Origin of the sequence: Pseudomonas sp. NFX98, from assembly GCF_047784845.1 — a bacterium.
Classification (GTDB): Bacteria; Pseudomonadota; Gammaproteobacteria; order Pseudomonadales; family Pseudomonadaceae; genus Aquipseudomonas.
Map to the genome: position 1 here is coordinate 258,982 of NZ_JBLNNF010000001.1, position 25,197 is coordinate 284,178.

Sequence of the window (25,197 nt, forward strand, 5' to 3'; positions counted from 1 at the left end):
AGGGCGCCATTCGCGCGCCAGAGCGTTACTGATCCAGCAGGGCGCGGAGCATCCATGCGGTTTTTTCGTGAACCTGCATACGCTGGGTCAGCAGATCAGCCGTCGGCTCGTCACTGACTTTGTCGAGCAGCGGAAAGATCCCGCGAGCCGTACGGGTGACGGCCTCCTGCCCCTCGACCAATTGCCTGATCATGTCTTCGGCGGCAGGCACGCCCTCCTCCTCTTTAATAGAGGACAGTCGCGCATAAACGGCGTAGGCACCGGGCGCAGGAAAACCGAGGGCACGAATCCGCTCGGCAATCGAATCGACCGCCAGGGCCAACTCGTTGTATTGCTCCTCGAACATCAGGTGCAGGGTCCGGAACATCGGCCCGGTGACGTTCCAGTGGAAGTTATGGGTCTTCAAATAAAGTACGTAGGTGTCCGACAGCAGACGCGAGAGTCCGTCGACGATGGACTTGCGATCCTCTTCACTGATACCGATATCGATTGCCATGTTTTTCCCCTAAAGGTGATGAAATTCATCCAACAGGTGCAGGACCACTCTAGCAAGCCTGTCGCCGCATCGCAGCCCTGGATCGCCCATGAGCCTGCGACAAATCGCCCCCGACACACCGCTGGACGCCCTGATTTGAGTAGCCTGCGGCTTTGCTGTTAAATAGACAGCGTGTCGTGGGTGCCTATTTTTTCCGGGTGCTGCGCATAGGCTGATATCGGGTACGTGTCCAACGCCTCCAATTGTTCTGAAGCGAACCGTGCCTCATCAGCTCTTCCTTGTGAGCTGCCTTAACGTGAGTCAATCAAAATGTTGAAAATCGTCCACCTGCTAATAGGTGCAGCGGCCTTGCTGCTGTCCTTCATCCCTAGCCTGCGTTCCGAAGCCGTACCTTACCTGCAACAGCCCGATGCACTGTACCTGGCCCTTTTCGGCCTGCTTAACCTTACCCTTGCACCCGTCATCCCTTACTGGAACAAAGGTCCACGTCATCAACTGCAAAACCTGGTCAGCGCCCTGCTGGTTCTGGCTGTCGTTCTGCAAACCCTGACGCTGATCGCACCGATGCCCGTCATCGCCGGTCAACCTGCCGTTCTGTTCAGCCTGGTCGCCGCCCTGGCCGCTGTTTTTCTGCACCTGGCCATCAGCTTCTACAAATCGTCACCGGCTGCCGCGTCGCCAAGCTACGACATGAGCAACCGCGATACCGGCACCGTCAAGTGGTTCAATACTTCCAAAGGCTTCGGCTTCATCTCCCGCGATTCCGGCGACGATATTTTCGTGCACTTCCGGGCCATTCGCGGTGAAGGTCACCGCGTTCTGGTCGAAGGCCAGCGCGTGGAATTCTCCGTGATGAATCGTGACAAAGGCCTGCAAGCCGAAGATGTGATCGCCGCCCTGCCGCGACGCTGATCCAAGGCAAAAAAAAACCGCGAACAGCCTGGCTGCTCGCGGTTTTTTATTGCCTGCATTTCAGTAATGCGGAGGCGGTGCCTCTTCTTCGAAAGTCTCGAACTGGCCGGCCATTTCTTCCTGGCGCTTGAGCAGCGCCGCCATCTGCAGTTGCAGGCGCTCCACCGCCCGTTGCTGCGCTGCCAGCACATCATTCAACGCCTGGATGGTGTCATCCTGAAACGCCAACTGACTCTCCAGATCGGTAACGCGATCTTCCAGGCTCATGATTCAACCCTCCACGAACGTGAAATTATCGGTCAACACCAGGCGCAACCGCTCGCGAATCGCCGCGACCTGCTCTGCGCTGTACGGCTTGGCCGGATGTTTACCCCAAACCGGAGCGGGCCAGGCAGCGTCCTCTCGTTTACGCACGATCACATGCATGTGCAACTGACTGACCACATTACCCAGGGCCGCGACATTCAACTTGTCAGCATCGAACGAATCCTTGAGCAACTCCGACAAACGGGTCGTTTCCTTCCACAATTGCAGTTGATCGGCGACATCCAACTGAAATATCTCGCTGATATCGTCGCGACGAGGCACCAGGATGAACCAGGGATAATTCGAATCGTTGGACAACAGCAACCGGCACAGCGGGAAATCACCGATCGGTAGCGTGTCTTGTTGAAGTCGTGGATCTAAAGCGAACACTGCGCGCACTCCCGCCAGTTCATCAATTTTCAGCTTAGCGCCCATCCCGAAAGATCGTGCACCAAGCGACTGGACGGCAGCATACCTGCGAACGGCGCCAGCTTCACGACCAACCACACTACGACCACCTTGAGGTTCCAGTAATGGACGCCAGAGCGCCCCGGGATGAACCACTTCTAAGCAAAACGCACCATTAGCGAACCGGCGACACCACAAAAAGCGCTGAAATGACCGAAACACAACGATGCGCTCATGCTCCGGGAGCCGCCAAGCTGTATGGATTCAGTACAGCGAATAAAAATTTTTGCACCAAAACCGCACAGTGCGTCTACGCTGACTGCTTCGCATATCCGCCAATTACTCAACGGCGGGGTGAACCGGTAACGTTTTTGGTTGTCACGCCGCGGTAACAGGATGGTCAACACGATGCGAAGGATGGCGTCAAGTCCAAACACCAGCAGGATGAACCCCCCGGTTTTATGAGGTTTTTACGGCACCAAGCGGCGCATTAGAAAAAAATATCCATGGAATGCTGATTTGTGCACGCTTGTTGCATTCACACCCACATCGTCTATAAGGCACCGCTGGAAGCGGGAACCCTTTAGACCAATTAAAACAGTGGCAGGGTAGCCCGATGGAGATTCAATCGTTTCACCAGGGACTCTTTTTACCGATGCACCAGCCCAGAAAAACAGCATTAAAGTTGTCAGTCCGGTTGCATCGGGGCTGTAAATTTGCGACATCTAGCAAGCTGTTTGCGACAGGCTCGTAAAGAAGCTGAAAGGTTAGATGCGCAAGTATCGCCAACATTGTCGGCGTGATATAAGTTTGCGCCGACACAAAAAGAAAGAGCCGCCCAGATAATAAAACAGGTGGGACGGCAGTACTCTTCTAAAAACCAAAGGAGCAAATCACGATGCGCGTGATGAAGTGGAGCATGATCGCACTGGCTGTTGCAGCAGGCACCTCGCAGTTCGCAATGGCGTCCTCGCAGGACGAATCCAAGGGTTTCATCGATGATTCGAGCCTGAAACTCAAAACCCGTTTTGAGTACATGAACCGCGATTTCAAGAACGGTGCAGACAACGGTACTTCCGGTACTGCTGGCTATCGTCAGGATTCCGGTCTGAGCCAGTTGCTCACCTACGAGTCGGGCTTCACTCAAGGCACCATCGGTTTCGGTCTCGACGCCATGGCAATGGGTTCGGTCAAACTGGACGGCGGCTCGGGCCACCGCGGTAACGGCCTGTTCGCCAACGACAGCGACGGCAACCCAGAGAAATCCCAGGGCAAGGTAGGCGGTGCAGTTAAACTGCGTCTGTCCGACACCGTCCTGAAATACGGCCAGCAATTCGTTGCCAGCCCAGTATTCGCTACCGATGACAGCCGTCTGCTGCCAGAAGTTGCAACCGGTACCCTGATCACTTCCAAAGAGATCAAAGGCCTGGAACTTAGCGCCGGTCGTTTCACCGCGCTGAGCAAGCAAACCGGTATGGCCCGTGACAGCATCGGCGGTCTGACCGACGAAGACGGCAACCACGGCAAAGGCCTGAGCAACGGCATCAACATCTTCGGTGCCAGCTACGCCTTCACCGATAACTTCACCGGTGCCATCGCTGCGTCGGATGCTGAAGACTACTTCAAAAAGTACTACATCAACCTGAACTACACCCTGCCGATCTCTGATGATCAGTCCCTGAACTTCGACCTGAACGGTTACAAAACCAAAGGCGATGATCGTGGCGACCTGGTCGACGCAATCGGCGACGGCACCCTGGGCGTGGACAACAACCTGTGGTCCCTGGCAGCTGCTTACAGCCTCGGCGCTCACAAGTTCACCCTGGCCTACCAGCAGTCCAGCGGCGACAACGCTTACTACTACGGCGTTGACGGTAACAGCACCATCTTCGTATCCAACTCCATTCAGATCTCCGACTTCGTGGGCCGCGAGGAGAAATCCTACCAAGCTCGCTACGACCTGAACATGGCTACCTACGGCGTACCTGGTCTGAGCTTCATGACCCGTTACGTAATGGGTAACAACATCGAGACCAACGGTCTGGGTGAAGGTAAGGAAAACGAGTGGAACGTCGAGTCCAAGTACGTCCTGCAGGAAGGTCCAGCCAAAGACCTGTCGTTCCGTGTGCGTTTCGCCAACTACCGTGCAAACGGCGCATACCAGAACTACTCGTCTGACAACTACGACACCCGTGTAATCATTGAGTACCCGCTGAGCATCCTGTAATCAGGGTGTAATCCCGGCAGTACTGTAAAACAAAAACGCCCACCTCTTCAGGTGGGCGTTTTTTTATGCCTGCCACAAAGCTGACGCAGCGACAAACAACTTCGATTCATAACATTAGTACTTTTTGAAATGACTCGATCAAAACTCACAAAAAAGCCCAAGAGACTATTAATCTCCTGGGCTCGTACAGTAACTATTGAAAGTACGCTTACTGTACTGCCGCTTCCTGAACCACGCGAACAACCCGCTGCGGGAATGGAATATCGATACCGGCCTTTTTCAAACGATCACGGGACTGCTCATTAAACATGAACATCACATCCCAGTAATCCGCGGTCTTCACCCAGACACGCAGGGAAACAGTGATCGAACTGTCACCCAGTGTCGAAATAACCGCTTGCGGCTCCGGATCTGCCAATACGCGCGGATCCTTGGCCAGGTCCAGCAATACTTGACGAGCCTTTTGCAAGTCCGCTTCGTAATCGACACCTACGTCAAACACTACCTTGCGAGTCGGCTGACGGTTGGTGTTGGTGATGATGCCATTCGACAGGTTACCGTTTGGCACAATGATGGTTTTGTTATCACCGGTGCGCAACACGGTGTGGAAGATCTGGATACTGTCGACAGTACCGGCCACACCCTGAGCTTCGATCCAGTCACCGATGCGAAACGGGCGGAACAGCAAAATCAGCACGCCACCGGCGAAGTTCGCCAGGCTGCCTTGCAATGCCAAGCCGATGGCCAGGCCTGCCGCACCGATGGCCGCCACGAACGAGGTGGTTTCCACACCGATCATCGACGCCACGCTGACGATCAACAGAATCTTCAGAATGATGTTCGCCAGGCTGCTGATAAAGCCTTGCAACGCCAGGTCAGCATTGCGCAACGCAATCAGGCCGCCGAGTTTTTTCGTGACCTTGTTGATCAACCACCAGCCGATGGCGAGGGTGATGACCGCCAACAGCACACGGCTGCCGTATTCCATGATCATCGGGATCCAGGTTTGCGACACCTTGACCAGGTTATCTACTTCAGCATTCAAGTCCATCTACGTTCTCCTGATTTCCGGGCACCCGGCACGCGAAAAATAAACGGCAGAAAGGATCGAGCCCTCGCGGGGTCAACCATTTCTACCGTTGCTTGGGCCTCGGACGCCGAAAACGCCGAGAGGTTCCCGCTGTGTACGTCAGTCGCGGAAGTTGTTGAACTGCAGCGGCATGCCGAATTCCTTGGCGCGCAGTGCAGCGATAGCTTCCTGAAGATCATCACGCTTCTTGCCGGTGATGCGCACTTGCTCACCCTGAATGGCGGCCTGGACCTTCAACTTGGCGTCTTTGACGTGTGCGACAATCTTCTTCGCCATCTCTTTGTCGATGCCTTCCTTGAGGACGGCTTCCTGCTTCATCAGCTTGCCCGATGCGAACGCGTCCTTGACTTCAAGGCACTGCACATCGATTTTGCGCTTGACCAGGGCCAGCTTGAGGATCTCAATCATCGCTTCAAGCTGGAAATCGGCCTCTGCGGTCAGGTTGACGGTCAGGTCCTTTTCCTTGAACTCGAAGCTGCCTTTGCCTTTCAGGTCATAGCGACGATCGAGTTCCTTGACGGCGTTCTCGACCGCGTTGGTGACTTCGTGTTTGTCCAGTTCGGATACCACGTCGAACGACGGCATGTAATCTCTCCAATAAATAGGGGGCGCTCGATCAAGACGGAGCACGCCTGGCTTGCGGTAAAAATCCGCGCTGATTATAACGGGTCTTTCCCATCATTCACTGCGAGCTGTCCATGCGCGCGTCAAACAAGGCAAAAAGCTGATGTCTACCACTTGGCATGTCCTCGGCGCCGGCAGTCTCGGCACGTTATGGGCCACGCGTCTGGCCCGGGCCGGGATGCCCGTGCGGCTGATTGTGCGCGATGCCACACGCTTGCAGGCTTATGAGGCGGCCGGCGGGCTGACATTGGTCGAACACGGCGAAGCACAGTGCTACCCGGTACCCGCCGAAACACCAGACAGCGAAGCACCGATCAATCGCCTGTTGGTCGCCTGCAAAGCTTACGACGCCGAACAGGCCGTTGCGCAATTGGCGCCCCGCCTGGCCCCCGGCGCCGAACTGATTCTGTTGCAGAACGGTCTGGGCAGTCAGGACGCCGTAGCGGGGCAAGTACCGCAGGCACGCTGCATTTATGCCTCAAGCACCGAAGGCGCCTTCCGCGATGGTGACTGGCGCGTGGTGTTCGCCGGCCACGGGTTCACCTGGCTGGGCGATGCCGGCCATCCCGTCGCGCCGATCTGGCTGGACGACCTCGACGCCGCCGGCATTCCCCATGAGTGGAGCACCGAAATCCTGACCCGGCTCTGGCGCAAACTGGCGCTGAACTGTGCAATCAACCCGCTGACGGTGCTGCACGACTGCCGAAATGGCGGTTTGCAGGACCATAGCTGCGAAGTCGCTACTCTCTGCGGCGAACTCACCGAACTGCTTGAGCGTTGCGGTCAGCCTGCCGCCGCCGAGAATCTGCAACAGGAAGTAGAACGGGTGATCCACGCGACCGCCGCCAATTACTCGTCGATGTACCAGGACGTCAGCAACCGGCGCCGCACCGAAATCAGCTACCTGCTGGGCCATGCCTGCAAAGTCGCCTCCCGGCATCAATTGAACCTGCCGCATATCAATCAATTGCAGCAGCGGCTGATCACCCGCCTCCACAGCCTTGGATTGCCCAGCGACTGAGCAGCGGCTACGCTGGCCACTTGTTCCTTTGCAGCGATAAACCTGATGCCATTGCGCCAGCGCCTTGAAAACCTTCCTGTCGGCCAGAAACTGCTGGCCGCCCTGTTGGTGCTGTTGACCACTGTCCTGCTGGTCGCCAACCTGACCTTCATCAGCGCCGCGTATTACATCTCCCAGGAAAGCATGGCGCCCCAGGCCTTGCAGACCATCGGCCGCCTGGTGTCGAACCCGAGCCTGATCTCCGATGCGCTGACTTCACCGCAAAGCGCCCAACGCCTGCTCGACGAACTCAACAGCTACTCGCCGTTACGTGCCGCGGCACTGTACGACGGTCGGGGCGAACGCCTGGCGCAGTTGCAGCATGGCGATCACTTAAAATTGCCGGAACGTTACCGGCACATCGAATCGTGGCAAGCCACCGAGTTTCGCAGCAATCAAATCATCACACTGCCCCGCCCCGGTGCCGCACCTGGCCATCTGCTGCTGGTGGCCAGCAGTGAACTACCGATGGCGTTCTACACCGGGACTCTCACAGCCAGCCTCGGGATCCTGATCTTCAGTGTGCTGTTGTGGCTGGTGATCGCGCGCCAGATCAAACGCCTGATCACCCGGCCGATCCATCAACTCGAAGAGCTGTCCCGCCAGGTGACCCGTGAAGAGAACTACGCCTTGCGCGCCTCCCGGGGCAACCACGATGAAATCGGCAGCCTCGCCGAGGCATTCAACACCATGCTGTCGCGCATCGAGGCGCGGGAGCAGCAGCTCAAACGGGCGCGGGATGATTCCCAGGCCGCTTATGACCAGGCCCAGGGCCTGGCCGAGGAAACCCGCCACACCAATCGCAAGCTTGAGCTCGAAGTCCAGGTGCGCAGCAAGATCGAAAAGAAACTCACCGGGTTCCAGAACTACCTCAACAGCATCATCGACTCCATGCCATCGGCGCTGATCGCCCTCGACGAACAGCTCTACGTGACGCAATGGAACCAGGAGGCCAGCGCCCTCTCCGGCACCCGCCTGGACGAAGCCCTGAATCAACCGATCTTCCTCGCCTTCGAACCGCTCAAGCCGTTTCTGCCGCAACTCAAGCAAACCGTCGAGCAGCACACAGTGGCCAAGATCGAGCGCGTGACCTGGGTCAAGGACGATGACGCCCGCCATTACGCCTTGACGTTCTATCCGCTGATGGGCGGCGCCGGACGCGGTGTGGTGATCCGGATCGACGACATCACCCAGCGCCTGTCGCTGGAAGAAATGATGGTGCAGTCAGAGAAAATGCTCTCCGTCGGTGGTCTTGCGGCCGGCATGGCCCACGAGATCAACAACCCGCTGGGGGCGATCCTGCACAACGTGCAGAATATTCGCCGACGCCTGTCCACCGAACTGCCGAAGAACCTCGAACAGGCCGAACAGGTTGGCGTCGAGCTGTCGACGGTCAACAGTTACCTGCAAGCGCGTGAGGTGCCGCAGTTACTTGACGGCATTCAACAGGCCGGCGCCCGGGCGGCGAAAATTGTCACCCACATGCTCAGCTTCAGTCGCCGCAGCACCCGGCAAATGGCCCCGTGCGACTTGCCGGCGCTGATCGACCAAGCGGTGGAAATCGCCGGTAACGACTTCGACCTGGCAATCGGTTTCGACTTCAAGGGCCAGGCCATCATTCGCCAGTTCGATCCGGCACTCGGCCCGGTCCCCGGCACCGCCAACGAACTGGAACAGGTGCTGCTCAACCTGCTGAAAAACGCCGCCCAGGCCATCCACCAGCGCGAAGACGACAGCGAACCGGGGCGGATCATTCTGCGCACCCGGCTCAACCCGCCCTGGGCAGAAATCCAGGTCGAGGACAATGGCATCGGCATGAGCGAAAACGTGCGCAAGCGTACGTTCGAACCGTTTTTCACCACCAAGGAAATTGGCCAGGGCACCGGTCTCGGGCTGTCGGTTTCGTATTTCATCATCACCAACAACCACAAGGGCCAGATGGAAGTGCAATCGACCCTCGGGCAAGGCACCTGTTTCACCTTGCGCCTGCCACTGGCGGGCACCCCGCTCGTCTCTCAAGAACTCAATCAGCTATCGAGGTAATCCATGGGCTTTCGCTTGTCGAAGATTTACACCCGCACCGGCGACAAAGGCGAAACCGGACTGGGCGACGGCCGCCGCGTACCCAAGGATCACCCGCGGATTGAGGCCATTGGCGAGGTTGATTCGCTGAACAGTCAGGTCGGTGTATTGCTGGCCGGGCTCGCCGCGCAAAGCGCCGAATTTCCGGGACTAAAGGAAGTGATCGAGGTATTGGCGCCCTGTCAGCATCGGTTGTTCGACCTTGGCGGCGAACTGGCGATGCCGGAATATCAGGCGTTGAACGCGGCAGAAATCGAACGCCTGGAAGCGGCGATCGATGTGTGGAATGAAGAGCTGGGGCCGCTGGAGAATTTCATTCTGCCGGGTGGCTCGGCGTTGATTGCTCAGGCCCACGTCTGCCGCAGCCTGGCGCGCAGTGCCGAGCGCCGCTGTCAGCAGTTGAATGCGATTGAGCCGTTGGCCGGGGTTGGCCTGGCGTACATCAATCGGTTGTCGGATTTGTTGTTTGTGGTGGCGCGGGTGATTGCCAAGCGTCAGGGGGTTGCCGAGATTCTTTGGCAAGCGGCGGCGAAGCCTGTGATTTAGTCGGCGCCTTCAAGGACGCCATCGCGGGCAAGCCTTGCTCCTACGGGTTTCGAGTCGATCAGAACATTAGCGAACGACACGAACCAGTAGGAGCAAGGCTTGCCCGCGATGAGGCCAGCAGCCTCACCACAAAATCAAGCCTCAGGCCAAAACGCCCGAATCCCTGCCACACCCTGCGCTCCCGTCGCCCAGGCTTTCTCGACTTCCGCCGGGCCAACGCCACCGAGCAAAAACACCGGTTTGCTGAACCCTTCGATCAAGCTCGACGCCTGTTCCCAGCCCAGCGGCTGAGCCCCCGGATGCGTCAGCGTCGGCTGCACCGGCGACAAAGTCACGAAGTCCACGCCCATCTCTTCGGCCAACGCCAGTTCCTCAGCGTTATGGCAGGACGCCGCCAACCAGCGCGATGCCGGCAGCGGTCGACCGGCCGCCGCGTACTTGCGCAGTTGCGCCGAGGTGATGTGCCAACCGGCGGACGGGAAGTCTCCCAGCCACTCGAACGGCCCCTTGATCATCAACTGCGCTTTGCCGGCACACAGCCCCACCGCATCCACGGCCAGGTCGCGATACTTCGGGTCGTAACCGTTCGGCGCACGCAATTGAATCAACTTGATGCCACCGGCGATGGCTTTCTGAATGCCCCGCAACAGGGCTGGCGTTTCGAGATCTTCCGGCGTGATCAGGTACTGATCCGGCAAGCGCGCCGCCGCGACGATTGGCCGGTTGGCCTCGGGGAACTCATAGCCCGACAAATCACGCGCCGTCACCCAGGCCAATGGCTGGCCTTCGGCGCCGTGCGGCTCGCCGCTGAACGCCGAGACTTCCCAGACATCCAGCAACACCTGCTTGTCCGGGTAATCGTGGCGCACCTTGATCAACGGGCGAGCCGCATTGACCACGATGCCCAGCTCCTCTTGAAGCTCGCGGCCCAGAGCGGTTTGCACCGATTCGTCGGCCTCGACCTTACCACCGGGAAACTCCCACAGGCCGCCCTGGTGTTGGGTATCGGCACGACGGGCAATCAGGATCTTGCCGCTGTCGTCACGGATAACGGCAGCCGCTACGTGTACTCGTTTCACCGCTCGATTTCCTCCAGTCCGGCCTTCTGCCAGGCCTTGAAGGCTGGCCATTGGTAGATGGTTTCAATATAGGCCTGATCAACCGCGGACAGTTTCACCTGATAGGTGCGCAGACGCACGGCGATCGGGGCAAAGAACACGTCAGCCAAACTGATGCGACCAAACAGGTACGGACCCGCTTCGGTCGCGGCAGCACGGCACTCGGCCCACAACGCCGACATGCGTTCGATGTCCGCCTGCACATCTGCCGGAACCGGCGACAGCGCGGCGTCATGGCTCAGGTCGAACGGCATGTTGCCGCGCATGGCGAAGAAACCACTGTGCATCTGCGCGCACGCCGAACGTGCCTGGGCACGGGCGGCAGTGTCTTTGGGCCACAGGTTCGCGTCGGGAAACCGTTCGGCCAGGTATTCGGCAATCGCCAGGGAGTCGGCGATGGTGCCGTGTTCAGTCTTCAACAGCGGCACTTTGCCGGTCGGCGAATGCTTGAGTACTCGCTCGCGGGTGTCTGGCTGGTTCAGTTTGATCAGTTCTTCGGTGTAAGTCGCTCCGGTCAGATCGAGCGCCAGGGCGCCGCGCAGGGACCAGGAAGAAAGCAGTTTGTCGCCGATGATCAGGTGCAGGCTCATAGTCGGGGCCTTTCATGATGAGGGAACACGCCAGTCTAGTTGGCGACTGACAGGCCGCCATCGCGGGCAAGCCCGCTCCCACAGTGACCGCGTTGAACACAACATTTGTGTACGCCACTGAACCTGTGGGAGCGGGCTTGCCCGCGATGGGCCGGGTCGCGCTCGACCGACTCGTCTTAAGTACGGTACTCGGCGTTGATCTTCACGTACTCGTGGGACAGGTCAGTCGTCCAGATGGTTTCGCTGCAATCACCGCGACCGAGTTCGATACGGATGGTGATTTCTTCCTGCTGCATCACCGCCGCGCCCTGGGCTTCGGTGTAGGTCGCGGCGCGGGCGCCACGGCTGGCGATGCACACGTCGCCGAGGAACACGTCGATCTTGCTCACGTCCAGGTTCGGTACGCCGGCACGGCCAACGGCGGCCAGGATACGGCCCCAGTTCGGGTCGGAGGCGAACAGTGCGGTCTTGATCAGTGGCGAGTGGGCCACGGTGTAACCGACGTCCAGGCATTCCTGGTGATTGCCGCCGCCATTGACTTCAACGGTCACGAATTTGGTCGCGCCTTCGCCGTCACGCACGATGGCCTGGGCCACGTCCATGCAAACCTCAAACACCGCTTGCTTAAGCTTGGCGAACAGCTCGCCTTCAGCCCGGGTGATTTCCGGCAAGGCTGCCTGACCGGTAGCGATCAGCATGCAGCAGTCGTTGGTCGAGGTGTCGCCGTCGATGGTGATGCGGTTGAACGACTTATTGGCGCCGTCCAGCATCAGGTTTTGCAGCACGTCGCGGGCAACTTTGGCGTCGGTGGCGATGTAGCCGAGCATGGTCGCCATGTTCGGGCGAATCATGCCGGCGCCTTTACTGATGCCGGTAACAGTGATGGTCACGCCGTCGTGCTGGAACTGGCGGCTCGCACCTTTTGGCAGGGTGTCGGTGGTCATGATGCCGGTGGCGGCAGCTTCCCAGTTGTTGACCGACAGATCGTCGAGAGCGGCTTGCAGTGCGCCTTCGATTTTCTCGACTGGCAGCGGCTCGCCGATCACACCGGTGGAGTACGGCAGCACCTGGTTGGCGTCCACGCCGGTCAGCTCGGCCAGCTTGGCGCAGGTGCGCTCGGCGGCAGCCAGGCCTGGCTCACCGGTACCGGCGTTGGCGTTGCCGGTGTTGGTCAGCAGGTAACGCACCGGACCTTGCACGCGTTGCTTGGCCAGGATCACGGGAGCGGCGCAAAAGGCGTTCAAGGTGAATACGCCCGCCACGGTGGAGCCTTCGGCACAGCGCATGACCACGACATCCTTGCGCCCCGGGCGCTTGATACCGGCCGAGGCAATACCGAGTTCAAAACCGGCAACCGGGTGCAACGTTGGCAAAGGACCAAGACCAACAGCCATGAATGCGCTCCTAACTAAATGATGTCTGCACCGCTCGGCAGGAACGGTGGTTTAAATGGCAAAACGCCGCGACGGCATAGGCCGGTCGCGGCGCGGGTATTTCAGCGATTGAAACGGGTTTTACTGGATCTGCCCGTGGCAATGCTTGAACTTCTTGCCCGAACCGCAGTAGCACAGCTCGTTGCGGCCCAGCTTCTGCTCGTTGCGAACCGGTGCGGTGGCGAGGGCCACATCGACCTCTTCACCCAACTGCTCCGGCTGCTCCAGGCCTGGGGCTTCTTCATGCAGGAACTGCATGCGAGCGGCCAGTGCTTCGGCTTCCTGACGCAGGCGCTGCTCTTCTTCGATCGGATCTTCGCGGCGAACCTGAACGTGCGACAGCACGCGGATCGAGTCGCGCTTGATCGAATCCAGCAGCTCGGAGAACAGCGTGAACGACTCGCGCTTGTATTCCTGCTTCGGGTTTTTCTGGGCATAGCCACGCAAGTGGATACCGTGACGCAGGTGATCCATGGTCGACAGGTGGTCTTTCCACAGGTCGTCCAGCACGCGCAGAACGATTTGCTTCTCGAAGGTGCGCAGCGCTTCGGCGCCCGCCTGGTCTTCTTTCTCGTTGTACGCTGCAATCAGTTCCTGCATCAGTTTTTCGCGCAGGGTTTCTTCGTACAGGTGATCGTCTTCGTCGAGCCACTGCTGGATCGGCAGCGCCACACCGAAGTCGCTCTGCAACGCTGCTTCCAGACCGGCCACGTCCCACTGCTCTGGCAGCGATTGCGGTGGAATGTGCGCGCTGACGGTAGCGTTGAGCACGTCCTGACGGAAATCGGCGATGGTTTCACCGATGTTGTCGGCGGCCAGCAACGTGTTACGCATGTGATAGATCACTTTACGCTGTTCGTTGTTGACGTCGTCGAACTCGAGCAATTGCTTACGAATGTCGAAGTTGCGGCCTTCAACCTTGCGCTGAGCCTTCTCGATGGCGTTGGTCACCATGCGGTGCTCGATCGCTTCGCCAGGCTGCATGCCCAAGGCTTTCATGAAGTTCTTCACCCGGTCAGAGGCAAAGATGCGCATCAGGCTGTCTTCCAGCGACAGGTAGAAACGGCTGGAACCGGCGTCACCCTGGCGACCGGCACGACCACGCAACTGGTTGTCGATACGGCGCGATTCGTGACGTTCGGAAGCGATCACCTGCAAACCGCCCGACTCGAGCACTTGCTGGTGACGTTTCTGCCAGTCGGCCTTGATCTGGGCAATCTGCTCAGGGGTCGGATCTTCCAGCGAAGCGACTTCCACTTCCCAGTTGCCGCCCAACAGGATGTCGGTACCACGACCGGCCATGTTGGTGGCGATGGTCAGTGCGCCTGGGCGACCGGCCTGGGCGATGATCTCGGCTTCTTTTTCGTGGAACTTGGCGTTCAGGACCTTGTGCTCGATGCCTTCCTTGTTGAGCAGGTCGGACATGCGCTCGGACGTTTCGATGGTCGCGGTACCCACCAGCACCGGACGGCCGGCGGCCATGCTTTCCTTGATGTCAGTGACGATGGCCGCGTATTTCTCGTCGGCGGTCAGGAACACCAGGTCGTTGTAGTCTTTACGGGCCAGCGGCTTGTTCGTCGGAATGACGAGGACCTGCAGGCCGTAGATCTGATGGAACTCGAACGCCTCGGTGTCGGCCGTACCGGTCATGCCGGACAGTTTGTTGTATAGACGGAAGTAGTTCTGGAACGTGGTCGATGCCAGGGTCTGGCTCTCGGCCTGGATGTTCAGGTTTTCCTTGGCTTCGATGGCCTGGTGCAGGCCTTCGGACAGACGACGACCCGGCATGGTACGACCGGTGTGTTCGTCGACCAGTACAACCTGACCGTCCTGCACGATGTATTCGACGTTGCGATGGAACAGCTTGTGCGCGCGCAGTCCGGCGTAAACGTGAGTCAGCAGGCTCAGGTTGTGGGCCGAGTACAAGCTCTCGCCTTCAGCCAGCAAGCCGAGGCTGGTGAGCGACTCTTCGACGAACTGGTGACCGGCTTCGTTGAGTTCGACCTGGCGGGTCTTCTCGTCAACGGTGTAGTGGCCGGCCTTGGTAACTTCGCCTTCGACTTCTTCGACATGCAATTCCAGCTTCGGGATCAGTTTGTTGATCTCGATGTACAGCTTGGAGCTGTCCTCGGCCTGACCGGAAATGATCAGCGGGGTACGGGCTTCGTCGATGAGGATGGAGTCGACTTCGTCGATCACGGCAAAATTGAGTTCGCGCTGGAATTTTTCTTCCATGCTGAACGCCATGTTGTCGCGCAGGTAGTCGAAACCGAATTCGTTGTTGGTGCCGTAGGTGATGTCGGCGGAGTAGGCAATACGCTTCTCTTCCGGCGGCTGGAACGGCGTAACCACGCCGACCGTCAGGCCGAGGAACTCGTAGAGCGGACGCATCCAGTTGGCGTCACGACGGGCCAGGTAGTCGTTCACCGTCACAACGTGCACGCCCTTGCCGGACAATGCGTTGAGGTAAACGCCCAGTGTTGCCACCAGGGTCTTGCCTTCACCGGTGCGCATTTCGGCGATCTTGCCTTCATGCAAGGTCATGCCGCCGATCAGCTGGACGTCGAAGTGGCGCATACCCATGACGCGCTTGCCGGCTTCGCGGGCGACCGCAAAGGCTTCTGGCAACAGCTTGTCGAGGGTTTCCCCTTTGGCGACGCGGGCCTTGAACTCATCTGTCTTGGCACGCAATTGATCGTCCGAAAGGGCTACCATTTGCTCTTCGAAGGCATTGACGAGTTGCACCGTCTTGAGCATGCGTTTGACTTCACGCTCGTTCTTGCTTCCAAAAAGTTTCTTTAACAAAGGCGCAAACATATCGGCAGGATCTTCCACACTAAAGGGATGGAGGGCGGCCCCGTGAGTCGCCCGTGCAGCCCTCATGGCCGCATGCGAACGAGCATTCTACCCGGAAACGGAAGTGAGGAAAGTGGCGATATTCCACGATGCTGGCACTGCGCTTTGACGGGGCTCACTTAAAATAGGGGCGTTTTGCTCAACTTCAAGCCGTTCAGGGCAGAAGTTAGTTGTTGATTTAATGGGTAAAGCAGGGACAAAAGCAATGGGTCAGGTGCATCGGGTGCTTTCTGCTACCATGGCGACTCTGTAACTTCAGGTGTTGGATCATGGCATTTCGCCCTCTTACGGCCCGAGCACCCGCCGTTCTGCTTCGCGAAGCCAAGCCGCTCAAAGCCATTCTCGGCCACGCTCAACGCCTTGGACATCTGCAACGTCTGCTCGAAAGCCAACTGCAACCCGCCGCTCGCGAACACTGCCATGTCGCTTCGTGGCGCGAAGGCAGTTTGTTGCTGATCGTCACTGACGGTCATTGGGCTACACGCCTGCGTTACCAGCAAAAACGTCTGCAACGGCAACTGCAAATGTTCGACGAGTTCGCCAGCCTCACGCGAATCCTGTTCAAGGTCCAGCCGCCTACCGTTCAGCAAGGTGCGGTCGGGCATACCATGGACTTGTCGATTGATGCGGCGGCGACCATCCAGGCGACGGCCGATGGCATCAGCGATCCGAACCTGCGAGCGGCGCTGGAACGATTGGCTGCACACGCCAAGACCAAGAACTAGAAACAAGATCAAAAGATCGCAGCCTTCGGCAGCTCCTACATGGAAATGCGATTCCCTGTAGGAGCTGCCGCAGGCTGCGATCTTTGCTTTTAACGACGCTTGTTGCCACCTAATAAAGAACCCATCAATCCGCGCACCAACTGACGACCTATCTGATTCGCCGCCTGTTGCATCGCCGACTTCAGTGCCTTCCCTGCCGCCGTGCCGAGAAACTCTCCAGCCTGTTCGGTGAAACTCGGCTCTGCCGGTTTGCCCGGTGCCGCCTCGGGTTCCGGTGCCAGGCCTTTGCGCCCCATCAGCACTTCATAAGCCGACTCGCGATCAATCGGTTTGTCGTAACGCCCCTTGAACGGCGAGCCACCGATCAGCACGGTACGCTCAGTGTCACTCAATGGCCCGATCCGCGACTGCGGCGGCGCCACCAGAACACGCTGGACCATCTCCGGCGTGCCCTTGTCCTGCAAGGTGCCGACCAGCGCTTCGCCGATACCCAGCTCAGTCAGCACCGACAAGGCATCGAACGCCGGATTCGGCCGGAAGCCGTCGGCCACCGCTCGCAGGGATTTCTGTTCTTTGGCGGTGAACGCGCGCAAGCCGTGCTGGATGCGCAGGCCCAGTTGCGCCAGCACATCATCCGGCAGGTCGCCGGGCGACTGGGTGACGAAATACACGCCCACGCCTTTTGAACGAATCAGCCGCACCACTTGTTCCAGACGATCCTGCAACGCCTTGGGCGTGCCGGTGAACAACAAATGCGCCTCGTCAAAAAACAGCGCCAGCAGCGGTGTGTCCGAGTCCCCGCGCTCCGGCAGTTGCTCGAACAGTTCGGCCAGCAGCCACAGCAGGAACGTCGCGTAGACCTTCGGTGCCTCATGCACCAGACGACTGGCATCGAGCAAATGAATGCGCCCACGGCCATCGGCGGTCGGTTGCAGAATGTCTTCGAGTTGCAGCGCCGGTTCGCCGAACAGGGCCTCGGCGCCCTGCTGCTCAAGGGTTGCCAGGCGCCGCAACAGCGCCTGGCTGGAACCGGTGGTCATCAGCGCCGCGTCGTCTCCCAGCAGTTCCGGGTTGTCCTTGAGGTGATTGAGCAGCGCCTTCAGGTCTTTCAGATCCAGCAGCAACAGGCCTTCGCGGTCCGCGACCTTGAAGGCAGCGTATAACGCCGACTGCTGGCTGTCGGTCAATTCCAGCAGACTGCCCAGCAGCAACGGCCCCATTTCGCTCAAGGTCGTGCGCAATGGATGACCGGACTGACCGTGAATGTCCCACAAGGTCACCGGATACGCGGCCGGCTTATGGTTCAGCCAGGGCATCCCGGCAATCCGCTCGGCAATCTTGCCCTGAGGGTTGCCGGCAGCGCCCAAACCGCACAGGTCACCTTTGATATCGGCGGCGAACACCGCCACGCCGGCATCGCTGAAAGCTTCGGCCATACGTTGCAAGGTGACGGTCTTGCCGGTCCCGGTAGCGCCTGCGATCAAACCGTGTCGATTGGCCAGACGCATGGCCTGGGCGATCGGCTGCCCCGAAAGATCGGCGCCGATAACGAGTTGCAATGAGTCAGGCATTTGGTCACCCATGGTTAATCTTTGGTCGTGCATGGCCGATAGGAAAGACAACAAAGCAGACAGACACAATCTGGTAGGACATTTCCCTTAAGGAGCGACGGAAATATCACTTGCTTTCAACCATGCCCATTTTGCGTTCCTTTATAAAAGCACGCGATGGACATAAAGACCTTAGCGGAACCCCAAGCCATGAACAAAAATCTACGCTTCAGCCATAAAATCCTGCTTGCCGCCGCCCTCATCGTCATAGCCACTTTCGCCTCCTTCAGCCTGTACAACGACTATTTACAGCGCAATGCCATTCGCGAAGACCTGGACAACTATCTCAACGAGATGGGTGACGTCACTGCCAATAACATCCAGACCTGGCTGGCCGGTCGCATTCTGCTGATCGAGAACCTCGCGCAGAACATCGCCATCAACCCCGAGCCAGCCACCGTTGCCGCACTGCTTGAGCAGAAAGCGCTGACATCGACCTTCATGGCGTCCTACCTGGGCGACGCGACCGGGCACTTCACCATCCGCCCGGATGCGAAGATGCCCGATGGTTTCGACCCGCGGGTGCGCCCTTGGTACAAGGGTGCGGAAAACAGCAGCACCGCGACCCTGACCGAACCCTACATCGATGCGGCGACCGGCCAAACGATCATTTCCATGGCCATGGCCTCGAAAAAGTCCGGGCAAAGCGTCGGCGTGGTCGGCGGCGACCTGAGCCTGCAAACCCTGATCGACACCCTCAGCGCCCGCGATTTCGACGGCATGGGTTATGCCTTCCTTGTCAGCGCCGATGGCAAGATCCTGGTTCACCCGGACAAAACCCTGGTGATGAAGTCGCTGAGCGAGGCCTATCCGCAAAACACCCCGCGCATCAGCCGCGACTTCAGTGAAGTAGAGGTCGACGGCAAAACCCGCATCGTGACCTTCACGCCGATCAAGGGTCTGCCATCGGTCAACTGGTACATCGGTCTGTCCATCGATAAGGAAAAAGCCTTCTCGATGCTCAGCGAATTCCGCGCCTCGGCGGTGGTTGCGACGGTCATTTCAGTGGTGATCATCATCGCGCTGCTGGGCATGCTGATCCGTATTCTGATCCAGCCGCTGCACGTCATGACCCGCGCCATGGCCGACATTGCCGACGGCGAAGGCGACCTGACCAAACGCCTGAGCATTGTGAACAACGACGAATTCGGCATTCTCGGTACGGCGTTCAACCGTTTCGTCGAGCGCGTCCACGGTTCGATCCGCGAAGTGTCTTCGGCCACCGGCCAAGTCAACGAAGTGGCATTGCGTGTGGTGGCCGCTTCCAACTCCTCGATGTTCAACTCGGACCAGCAGGCCTCGCGCACCAGCAGCGTCGCCGCCGCGATCAATCAGCTCGGCGCCGCCGCCCAGGAAATCGCCCGCAACGCCGCGCAAGCGTCGAATCAGGCCAGCGATGCCCGCAGCCTGGCGGAAGATGGCCAGCAGGTGGTGGATCGCAGCATTGTCGCGATGAATAAGCTGTCGACCATGCTCAGCGCATCGAGCAGCAACATCGAATCGCTCAACAGCAAAACCGTGAACATCGGGCAGATTCTCGAAGTGATCACCAGCATTTCCCAGCAAACCAACCTGCTGGCGCTCAACGCGGCCATTGAAGCGGCGCGGGCCGGTGAAGCCGGGCGCGGGTTTGCCGTGGTGGCCGATGAGGTGCGCAACCTGGCGCATCGCACCCAGGAATCGGCGCAACAGGTGCAGACCATGATCGAGGAGCTGCAGGTCGGCGCCCGCGAATCCGTCAGCACCATGAGCGACAGCCAGCGCCACAGCCAGGACAGCGTGGAAATCGCCAACCTGGCCGGCGAACGCCTGAGCAGCGTGACCCAGCGCATCGGTGAAATCGACGGCATGAACCAGTCGGTGGCCACGGCGACCGAAGAGCAGACGGCCGTGGTGGAATCGATCAACGTCGACATTACCGAAATCAACACGCTGAACCAGGAAGGCGTGGAAAACCTGCAGTCGACGTTGCGGGCGTGTTCGGATCTGGAGCAGCAGGCGGCGCGGTTGAAGCAGTTAGTAGGCAGTTTCCGTATCTAGCGTCTGATCCGGCCCCATCGCGAGCAAGCTCGCTCCCACAGTGGATTTCCAGTGCAACAAAGATCCTTGTGGGAGCGAGCTTGCTCGCGATGGCGGTCCGACCAACACCACAAAACCTCCACTGATAGCGCACCCTCCGAACCCCAACCGAACATCTATTCTTCATTAAGGTCAACCAAGGAGAGCAACGGACCGGAGGAATGTTCATCGTGCATATCGCTGACATAACCATGTTCTACGCCCCTGCCAGCGGTGGCGTGCGCACTTATCTGGATGCCAAGCATCATCGCCTGTGCAACAGGCCGGGCACCCGTCACAGTTTGCTGATTCCCGGGGCTGTATTCAGTGAACAGGATGGCATCTACACCGTTCCGGCCCCCGCCCTGCCTTTCGGCAAGGGTTATCGCTTCCCCCTCCGTCTCGCGCCCTGGCGCAATGTCCTGCACGATCTGCAACCTGAACTGATCGAGGTCGGCGATCCGTACCTCACCGCTTGGGCGGCCCTGGATGCGCGGCGGCAACTGGATGTGCCGGTGATCGGCTTTTATCACTCGGATCTGCCGCTGCTGGTCAGCAACCGCATGGGCAACTGGGTAACCACCAATGTTGAAGCGTATGTCAGCAAGCTCTACGGCAACTTCGACCGGGTGCTGGCGCCGAGCCGGGTGATGGCAGACAAACTGACCGGCCTGGGCGTGAAGAACGTTTTCGTGCAGCCACTGGGCGTCGATTTGCAGATGTTTCATCCCGATGCGCGCGATCCCGGCCTGCGCGCCGAACTGGGCCTCGACGAAAACACTCATCTGCTGATCTTCGCCGGGCGCGGTTCCAAAGAGAAAAACCTGCCGGTGCTGCTCGATTGCATGAAACGCCTGGGCAAGCGCTATCACCTGCTGCTGGTCGGTTCGTCGATGCCGACTGCTGTGCCTGCCAACGTTACCGTCATCGATGAATTCTGCCCTGCCGCGCAAGTCGCCCGCCTGATGGCCAGCGCCGACGCCTTGCTGCATGCCGGCGATCAGGAAACCTTCGGCCTGGTCATCCTCGAAGCCATGGCCTGTGGCATCCCCGTGGTCGCTGTGGCAGCCGGCGCGTTCGAGGAAATCATCACCGATCAATGTGGCCTGTTGTGTGCCCCCAACGATCCATTGGCCATGGCCAACGCCGTGCGCGAACTGTTCAGCCAGGGCAGCGCGGCCGTCGGGCAGCATGCGCGGCGCCATGTCGAGCAGCATTACGCCTGGGACACCGTGGTCAACAGCTTGCTCGGCCACTATCACGCCGTACTCGGCAGCCAGTGGCCGCGAGCGGCCAATGGCTGAATCAATGCATACGCCCAGCCTGTTACTGGTGCTGCACGATGTCGCGCCGCAAACCTGGATCGATTACCAGCCATTCGTTGAAGCCGTCGACGCGCTCGGCAATGTGCCGATGACCTGGCTGGTGGTGCCGGACTTTCACAAGCACAACGATCTGCAAGCGCATCCGGATTTTTGTCGCCTGCTCTCCGAACGACTCGCCCGTGGCGATGAATTGGCGCTGCATGGCTATTTTCATTGCGATGATGGACCGATGGCAAACAATCCCCGGGACTGGTTCATGCGTCGGATCTATACCCATGAAGGTGAGTTTTACAGCCTGTCCCATGAGGCCGCCCTCGCCCGTTTGCACGCCGGCATTGAAGTGTTCCACCATAACCAATGGCCGTTGCAGGGCTTTGTCGCCCCCTCCTGGCTGATGAGCGAAGGCACGCGCCAGGCCTTGCGCCAATTGCCCTTGAGTTACACCAGTGACGCGCAGCATCTGTATCGCTTGCCGGATTTCACAGCGGTCGATGCCCCCGGACTGGTCTGGAGTGCGCGCAGTGCCTGGCGCCGGGGCTTGTCGAAACTGATCAGCGGTCAACTCGAACAACGCTGGCGACAGGCACCGGTCATTCGCCTTGGCTTGCATCCGGTGGATATGCGCCATGAATTCTCGCGTACTTACTGGCTGAAAACCCTCAAGCGTCTGCTCGACGAAGGCCGGGTTCCGATGACCAAGGCGCATTGGCTGGCACTGCAAAATAAACACGTGGAACGCGCCGCATGAGTCGCGGGATTCTGCTGTTGATCGGCCTGCTCGCCGCGGTGCTGATTCCCTGGCTGTTGGGCGGGAGTGAAACCTGGTCGCGGTTGAACAGTTTTCCACTGAGTTGGCTGCTGGTCATGTTCGGCATGATCCTCCTGTGCTGGGGGGTGAACACCCTACGCCTGCGCCTGTTGCTGGGGGATCAACGCGACAGGCTCAGCCCGGTCAAAAGCCTCGGCGTGGTGATGGCCGCCGAATTCGCCTACTGCGCCACTCCCGGCGGCAGCGGCGGGCCACTGACCATCATGGCGTTACTGGCGCGTAACGGCGTGCGTCCGGCCCGGGGCAGCGCCGTGTTCGCCATGGATCAGCTTAGCGATCTGTTGTTTTTCCTCTGCGCTCTTTGCGGGATTCTGATTTATGCGCTGTTCCAGCACCTCAGCCAGCGCATGGAGTGGCTGCTGATTGTCAGCGCCGTCTCAATGTTCGGTGGCCTGGTCTGTTGCGTGGTGGTGGCCCGTTACCACCGGTTGCTGATTCGCCTGAGCGGTAGGTTACTGGCTCGGCTCAACGTCCAGTCTGCGACACGGGTTCGCTGGGCGCGAAAACTCCTGCATTTTCTGGCGGCATTTACCGACACATTGAAGCTACCGTTTCAGACATTGATCACGGTGTTTGCTCTCACCTGCCTGCACTGGATCCTGCGTTACAGCGTGTTGTATCTGGCACTGCGCGGGCTGGGGGCGGACTTGCAGTGGGCCTGGAGTTTTCTGATCCAGATGCTTTCACTGAGTGCGGGACAATTCAGCCTGTTACCGGGCGGGGCCGGGGCGGCGGAATTGACGTCGGCGGCGCTGTTGGCGCCCATGGTGGGGAAATCCACTGCGGCGGCGGCGATTCTGATCTGGCGGGCGGTGACCTATTACTTCTATCTGCTGGTCGGCGGGCCGGTGTTCCTGCTGATGCTCGGACGCCCGCTGCTCAAGAAGCTGATGAAGCTCAAGCAGGCATAAAAAGATCGCAACCTTCGGCAGCGCCTACAAGTACTGTGTTCCCATGTAGGAGCTGCCGAAGGCTGCGATCTTTTCAAGCATCCCCGGATTTATCGTCGGACTCATCCTGCAACTGCTCCCACAACTCGGCCGCTCCCGGAAAGTCCGTGCCATCTTCCGGGCTCATGTCATCCGGGTCGTACCGGCTAAGGCAACCTTCGCCCAATGTGGCGGGCGCCTTGGAAGTGGCTTTGTCCAGTGGGTCGGCCATGCTCATATCCTCAGTGCAAAAAAAAGGACCTGTAGCGATTGAACGCCCAGGCCCTTCGAATTTCAACCGTGTCGTGTGTTGATCAGAACACCACGGTCTTGTTGCCGTGCACCAGCACCCGGTCTTCGAGGTGATAACGCAGGCCACGGGCCAACACCATCTTCTCGACGTCACGGCCGAAACGCACCATGTCTTCGATGCTGTCGCTGTGGCTGACACGCACCACGTCCTGCTCGATGATCGGGCCGGCGTCCAGCTCTTCGGTCACGTAGTGGCAGGTCGCACCGATCAGTTTCACACCACGCAGCGACGCCTGGTGATACGGCTTGGCCCCGACGAACGACGGCAGGAAGCTGTGGTGAATGTTGATGACCTTGTGTGCATATTCACTGCACAACTCGGGCGGCAGGATCTGCATGTACCGCGCCAGCACCACCACTTCGGCATCGTGATGTTTGACCAGACGCGAGACTTCGGCGAAGGCCGGCTCCTTGTCCTGTGGATTGACCGGCACGTGGTAGTACGGAATGCCGTGCCATTCGACCATGCTGCGCAGGTCGTCGTGGTTGGAAATCACACAGGCGATTTCGCAGTCCAGCTCATCGCTGTGCCAGCGATGCAGCAAGTCAGCGAGGCAGTGGGACTCGCGGCTGGCCATCAACACGACGCGCTTTTTCTGCGCGGTATCGGTGATCCGCCAGTCCATCGAGAACTCTTCGGCAATTGGCGCGAACGCTTCGCGAAAGGCCTCGATACCGAATGGCAGCGAGTCGGCACGAATTTCGTGACGCATGAAGAACCAGCCACTGAGGTTGTCCGAGTGATGGCTCGCTTCGGTGATCCAGCCGTTATGGGACGCCAGAAAGTTACTGACTTTAGCAACGATGCCGACGCGGTCCGGGCAAGAAATCACCAGCCGAAAAGTGCGCATGAGGGGGAAACTCCAGAACTTCGCAAAGGCCGCCATTCTAGCGATTGCGCAGCAAAACTGCAGTATTGATGACGTACTGTCTCGTCCGATGGCTACCGACAAGGCTCCCGGCAGCGCACAAGCCTCACGCTGTCGCAGTGAAGTTAGCCATCTACAAGCACTGGTTTGTAAATATCTGTAGCGCACGATTCGAACTATTTAACAGCACATCCAATGTCCGCCGAATTCATCGTAATTTAATTAAATAAACCCCGGTTAAATGTTTACTTGATGAAACACCCTGACTATTATTGCCGCACTGTCCCCTGCCATCCCGCGTCCTACATAAGGTAGTAACCATGTCCTTGATCAACGAATACCGTGCCACCGAAGAAGCTATCAAAGAGCTGCAAGCCCGTTTGAAGAACCTGTCCCAAGACGACAAACTGCAAACCGAGCTGGAATTCGAAGGCAAACTGCGCACCCTGATGGGCGAATACTCCAAGTCCCTGCGTGACATCATTGCTTTGCTGGATCCGGAATCCAAAACCAAGGCACCACGCGGCGGCGCAGTAAAAACTACCGGCACCAAGCGCGCTCGCAAAGTTAAACAATACAAAAACCCGCACAACGGCGAAGTCATCGAAACCAAAGGTGGCAACCACAAGACTCTGAAAGAGTGGAAAGCCAAGTGGGGCGGTGACGTGGTTGAAGGCTGGGCTACCCTGCTGGGCTAAGCCGCAGCGCTTGTCGCGTATAGATCTGCGACAAAAAATAACGCCAGCATAACGCTGGCGTTTTTTTATGCCCGGACTTTACCCGGCGCTCATG

23 protein-coding genes and 1 pseudogene are annotated in these 25,197 nt (G+C 58.9%); 12 read left to right on the forward strand and 12 right to left on the reverse strand.

Annotation, left to right across the window (positions count from 1 at the left end):
• Positions 1-25: 25 nt before the first annotated feature.
• A complete protein-coding gene (locus ACM110_RS01165) occupies positions 26-496 on the reverse strand; it encodes a Dps family protein (protein WP_150772351.1) in 471 nt (156 codons plus the stop codon).
• Between the two features lie 309 nt (positions 497-805).
• Here ACM110_RS01165 and ACM110_RS01170 point away from each other — a divergent pair, with 309 nt between their 5' ends.
• A complete protein-coding gene (locus ACM110_RS01170; protein ID WP_416126224.1) occupies positions 806-1,408 on the forward strand; it encodes a cold shock domain-containing protein membrane protein in 603 nt (200 codons plus the stop codon).
• 60 nt (positions 1,409-1,468) lie between these two features.
• Here ACM110_RS01170 and ACM110_RS01175 read toward each other — a convergent pair whose 3' ends face one another.
• Both ACM110_RS01175 and ACM110_RS01180 read right to left on the reverse strand, forming a co-directional pair.
• A complete protein-coding gene (locus ACM110_RS01175) occupies positions 1,469-1,675 on the reverse strand; it encodes a SlyX family protein (protein WP_077045694.1) in 207 nt (68 codons plus the stop codon).
• Positions 1,676-1,678: 3 nt separating this feature from the next.
• Positions 1,679-2,104, reverse strand: coding sequence for an HIT domain-containing protein (locus ACM110_RS01180; RefSeq protein ID WP_416126406.1), 426 nt, complete (start codon positions 2,102-2,104; stop codon positions 1,679-1,681).
• A 916-nt stretch (positions 2,105-3,020) separates the two neighbouring features.
• Here ACM110_RS01180 and ACM110_RS01185 point away from each other — a divergent pair.
• Complete coding sequence (locus tag ACM110_RS01185) at positions 3,021-4,349, forward strand: OprD family porin (RefSeq protein ID WP_338582634.1); 1,329 nt, start codon at positions 3,021-3,023, stop codon at positions 4,347-4,349.
• A 208-nt stretch (positions 4,350-4,557) separates the two neighbouring features.
• Here ACM110_RS01185 and ACM110_RS01190 read toward each other — a convergent pair whose 3' ends face one another.
• Together ACM110_RS01190 and ACM110_RS01195 are read right to left on the reverse strand one after the other, a co-directional pair.
• On the reverse strand, positions 4,558-5,400 hold the full coding sequence (locus ACM110_RS01190) for a mechanosensitive ion channel family protein (protein ID WP_416126225.1): 843 nt from the start codon (positions 5,398-5,400) through the stop codon (positions 4,558-4,560).
• 138 nt (positions 5,401-5,538) lie between these two features.
• Positions 5,539-6,024, reverse strand: a complete 486-nt coding sequence (locus ACM110_RS01195) for a YajQ family cyclic di-GMP-binding protein (protein ID WP_060539637.1) — start codon at positions 6,022-6,024, stop codon at positions 5,539-5,541.
• A 142-nt stretch (positions 6,025-6,166) separates the two neighbouring features.
• Here ACM110_RS01195 and ACM110_RS01200 point away from each other — a divergent pair, with 142 nt between their 5' ends.
• Genes ACM110_RS01200 through ACM110_RS01210 form a run of 3 tightly spaced genes read left to right on the forward strand, consistent with a single transcriptional unit; the run spans position 6,167 to position 9,751 of the window.
• Complete coding sequence (locus ACM110_RS01200) at positions 6,167-7,084, forward strand: putative 2-dehydropantoate 2-reductase (RefSeq protein WP_416126226.1); 918 nt, start codon at positions 6,167-6,169, stop codon at positions 7,082-7,084.
• Between the two features lie 45 nt (positions 7,085-7,129).
• On the forward strand, positions 7,130-9,166 hold the full coding sequence (locus ACM110_RS01205; protein ID WP_416126227.1) for a sensor histidine kinase: 2,037 nt from the start codon (positions 7,130-7,132) through the stop codon (positions 9,164-9,166).
• Positions 9,167-9,169: 3 nt separating this feature from the next.
• Positions 9,170-9,751 carry a cob(I)yrinic acid a,c-diamide adenosyltransferase gene (locus ACM110_RS01210; protein WP_416126228.1) on the forward strand — a complete coding sequence of 194 codons (582 nt, stop codon included), beginning with the start codon at positions 9,170-9,172 and terminating at the stop codon, positions 9,749-9,751.
• A gap of 134 nt (positions 9,752-9,885) precedes the next feature.
• Here ACM110_RS01210 and ACM110_RS01215 read toward each other — a convergent pair whose 3' ends face one another.
• From ACM110_RS01215 to secA, 4 genes are all read right to left on the reverse strand, one after another.
• Positions 9,886-10,830: a Nudix family hydrolase gene (locus ACM110_RS01215; protein WP_416126229.1), complete on the reverse strand. Its 945-nt coding sequence runs from the start codon at positions 10,828-10,830 to the stop codon at positions 9,886-9,888.
• On the reverse strand, positions 10,827-11,459 hold the full coding sequence (locus tag ACM110_RS01220; RefSeq protein WP_416126230.1) for a glutathione S-transferase family protein: 633 nt from the start codon (positions 11,457-11,459) through the stop codon (positions 10,827-10,829). Before ACM110_RS01220 ends, ACM110_RS01215 begins: the two co-directional genes overlap by 4 nt.
• Before the next feature lie 176 nt (positions 11,460-11,635).
• The gene (argJ, locus tag ACM110_RS01225; protein WP_416126231.1) at positions 11,636-12,853 is read right to left on the reverse strand and encodes a bifunctional glutamate N-acetyltransferase/amino-acid acetyltransferase ArgJ; all 1,218 of its coding nucleotides are present in this window, start codon (positions 12,851-12,853) and stop codon (positions 11,636-11,638) included.
• Between the two features lie 120 nt (positions 12,854-12,973).
• Positions 12,974-15,709, reverse strand: coding sequence for a preprotein translocase subunit SecA (gene secA / locus ACM110_RS01230; protein WP_338582646.1), 2,736 nt, complete (start codon positions 15,707-15,709; stop codon positions 12,974-12,976).
• A 308-nt stretch (positions 15,710-16,017) separates the two neighbouring features.
• Here secA and ACM110_RS01235 point away from each other — a divergent pair, with 308 nt between their 5' ends.
• Positions 16,018-16,473 carry a DUF721 domain-containing protein gene (locus tag ACM110_RS01235; protein WP_416126232.1) on the forward strand — a complete coding sequence of 152 codons (456 nt, stop codon included), beginning with the start codon at positions 16,018-16,020 and terminating at the stop codon, positions 16,471-16,473.
• Positions 16,474-16,562: 89 nt separating this feature from the next.
• On the opposite strand, the gene ACM110_RS01240 is transcribed toward ACM110_RS01235, so the two are convergent.
• Positions 16,563-18,044 (reverse strand): helicase HerA-like domain-containing protein, encoded by a 1,482-nt coding sequence (locus tag ACM110_RS01240; protein WP_416126233.1) that lies wholly within the window; start codon positions 18,042-18,044, stop codon positions 16,563-16,565.
• A gap of 189 nt (positions 18,045-18,233) precedes the next feature.
• Here ACM110_RS01240 and ACM110_RS01245 point away from each other — a divergent pair.
• The 5 genes and pseudogenes from ACM110_RS01245 to ACM110_RS01265 all read left to right on the forward strand — a co-directional run.
• Positions 18,234-19,265, forward strand: a pseudogene (locus tag ACM110_RS01245) (cache domain-containing protein); the annotation flags it as partial.
• Positions 19,266-19,358: 93 nt separating this feature from the next.
• On the forward strand, positions 19,359-20,123 hold the full coding sequence (locus tag ACM110_RS01250; RefSeq protein WP_416126407.1) for a methyl-accepting chemotaxis protein: 765 nt from the start codon (positions 19,359-19,361) through the stop codon (positions 20,121-20,123).
• A 200-nt stretch (positions 20,124-20,323) separates the two neighbouring features.
• Positions 20,324-21,445, forward strand: coding sequence for a glycosyltransferase family 4 protein (locus tag ACM110_RS01255; protein ID WP_416126234.1), 1,122 nt, complete (start codon positions 20,324-20,326; stop codon positions 21,443-21,445).
• Positions 21,438-22,214 carry a DUF2334 domain-containing protein gene (locus ACM110_RS01260; protein ID WP_416126235.1) on the forward strand — a complete coding sequence of 259 codons (777 nt, stop codon included), beginning with the start codon at positions 21,438-21,440 and terminating at the stop codon, positions 22,212-22,214. Before ACM110_RS01255 ends, ACM110_RS01260 begins: the two co-directional genes overlap by 8 nt.
• Entirely contained in the window at positions 22,211-23,206 is a 996-nt protein-coding gene (locus ACM110_RS01265) for a lysylphosphatidylglycerol synthase transmembrane domain-containing protein (protein ID WP_416126236.1), read from the forward strand. Before ACM110_RS01260 ends, ACM110_RS01265 begins: the two co-directional genes overlap by 4 nt.
• A gap of 73 nt (positions 23,207-23,279) precedes the next feature.
• On the opposite strand, the gene ACM110_RS01270 is transcribed toward ACM110_RS01265, so the two are convergent.
• Together ACM110_RS01270 and purU are read right to left on the reverse strand one after the other, a co-directional pair.
• Entirely contained in the window at positions 23,280-23,456 is a 177-nt protein-coding gene (locus ACM110_RS01270; RefSeq protein ID WP_416126237.1) for a hypothetical protein, read from the reverse strand.
• 82 nt (positions 23,457-23,538) lie between these two features.
• Positions 23,539-24,387, reverse strand: a complete 849-nt coding sequence (gene purU / locus ACM110_RS01275) for a formyltetrahydrofolate deformylase (protein WP_338582659.1) — start codon at positions 24,385-24,387, stop codon at positions 23,539-23,541.
• 338 nt (positions 24,388-24,725) lie between these two features.
• Here purU and mvaT point away from each other — a divergent pair, with 338 nt between their 5' ends.
• Entirely contained in the window at positions 24,726-25,103 is a 378-nt protein-coding gene (gene mvaT / locus ACM110_RS01280; RefSeq protein WP_007933316.1) for a histone-like nucleoid-structuring protein MvaT, read from the forward strand.
• Positions 25,104-25,197: the final 94 nt, after the last annotated feature.

Excerpts from the sequence above, each read along its gene's own strand:
- ACM110_RS01165 (WP_150772351.1), bottom strand. The coding sequence starts at position 496 with ATGGCAATCGATATCGGTATCAGTGAAGAGGATCGCAAGTCCATCGTC.
- ACM110_RS01170 (WP_416126224.1), top strand. The coding sequence starts at position 806 with ATGTTGAAAATCGTCCACCTGCTAATAGGTGCAGCGGCCTTGCTGCTG.
- ACM110_RS01175 (WP_077045694.1), bottom strand. The coding sequence starts at position 1,675 with ATGAGCCTGGAAGATCGCGTTACCGATCTGGAGAGTCAGTTGGCGTTT.
- ACM110_RS01185 (WP_338582634.1), top strand. The coding sequence starts at position 3,021 with ATGCGCGTGATGAAGTGGAGCATGATCGCACTGGCTGTTGCAGCAGGC.
- ACM110_RS01190 (WP_416126225.1), bottom strand. The coding sequence starts at position 5,400 with ATGGACTTGAATGCTGAAGTAGATAACCTGGTCAAGGTGTCGCAAACC.
- ACM110_RS01195 (WP_060539637.1), bottom strand. The coding sequence starts at position 6,024 with ATGCCGTCGTTCGACGTGGTATCCGAACTGGACAAACACGAAGTCACC.
- ACM110_RS01200 (WP_416126226.1), top strand. The coding sequence starts at position 6,167 with ATGTCTACCACTTGGCATGTCCTCGGCGCCGGCAGTCTCGGCACGTTA.
- ACM110_RS01205 (WP_416126227.1), top strand. The coding sequence starts at position 7,130 with ATGCCATTGCGCCAGCGCCTTGAAAACCTTCCTGTCGGCCAGAAACTG.
- ACM110_RS01210 (WP_416126228.1), top strand. The coding sequence starts at position 9,170 with ATGGGCTTTCGCTTGTCGAAGATTTACACCCGCACCGGCGACAAAGGC.
- ACM110_RS01220 (WP_416126230.1), bottom strand. The coding sequence starts at position 11,459 with ATGAGCCTGCACCTGATCATCGGCGACAAACTGCTTTCTTCCTGGTCC.
- argJ (WP_416126231.1), bottom strand. The coding sequence starts at position 12,853 with ATGGCTGTTGGTCTTGGTCCTTTGCCAACGTTGCACCCGGTTGCCGGT.
- secA (WP_338582646.1), bottom strand. The coding sequence starts at position 15,709 with ATGTTTGCGCCTTTGTTAAAGAAACTTTTTGGAAGCAAGAACGAGCGT.
- ACM110_RS01235 (WP_416126232.1), top strand. The coding sequence starts at position 16,018 with ATGGCATTTCGCCCTCTTACGGCCCGAGCACCCGCCGTTCTGCTTCGC.
- ACM110_RS01240 (WP_416126233.1), bottom strand. The coding sequence starts at position 18,044 with ATGCCTGACTCATTGCAACTCGTTATCGGCGCCGATCTTTCGGGGCAG.
- ACM110_RS01250 (WP_416126407.1), top strand. The coding sequence starts at position 19,359 with ATGTTCAACTCGGACCAGCAGGCCTCGCGCACCAGCAGCGTCGCCGCC.
- ACM110_RS01255 (WP_416126234.1), top strand. The coding sequence starts at position 20,324 with ATGTTCATCGTGCATATCGCTGACATAACCATGTTCTACGCCCCTGCC.
- ACM110_RS01260 (WP_416126235.1), top strand. The coding sequence starts at position 21,438 with ATGGCTGAATCAATGCATACGCCCAGCCTGTTACTGGTGCTGCACGAT.
- ACM110_RS01265 (WP_416126236.1), top strand. The coding sequence starts at position 22,211 with ATGAGTCGCGGGATTCTGCTGTTGATCGGCCTGCTCGCCGCGGTGCTG.
- ACM110_RS01270 (WP_416126237.1), bottom strand. The coding sequence starts at position 23,456 with ATGGCCGACCCACTGGACAAAGCCACTTCCAAGGCGCCCGCCACATTG.
- purU (WP_338582659.1), bottom strand. The coding sequence starts at position 24,387 with ATGCGCACTTTTCGGCTGGTGATTTCTTGCCCGGACCGCGTCGGCATC.
- mvaT (WP_007933316.1), top strand. The coding sequence starts at position 24,726 with ATGTCCTTGATCAACGAATACCGTGCCACCGAAGAAGCTATCAAAGAG.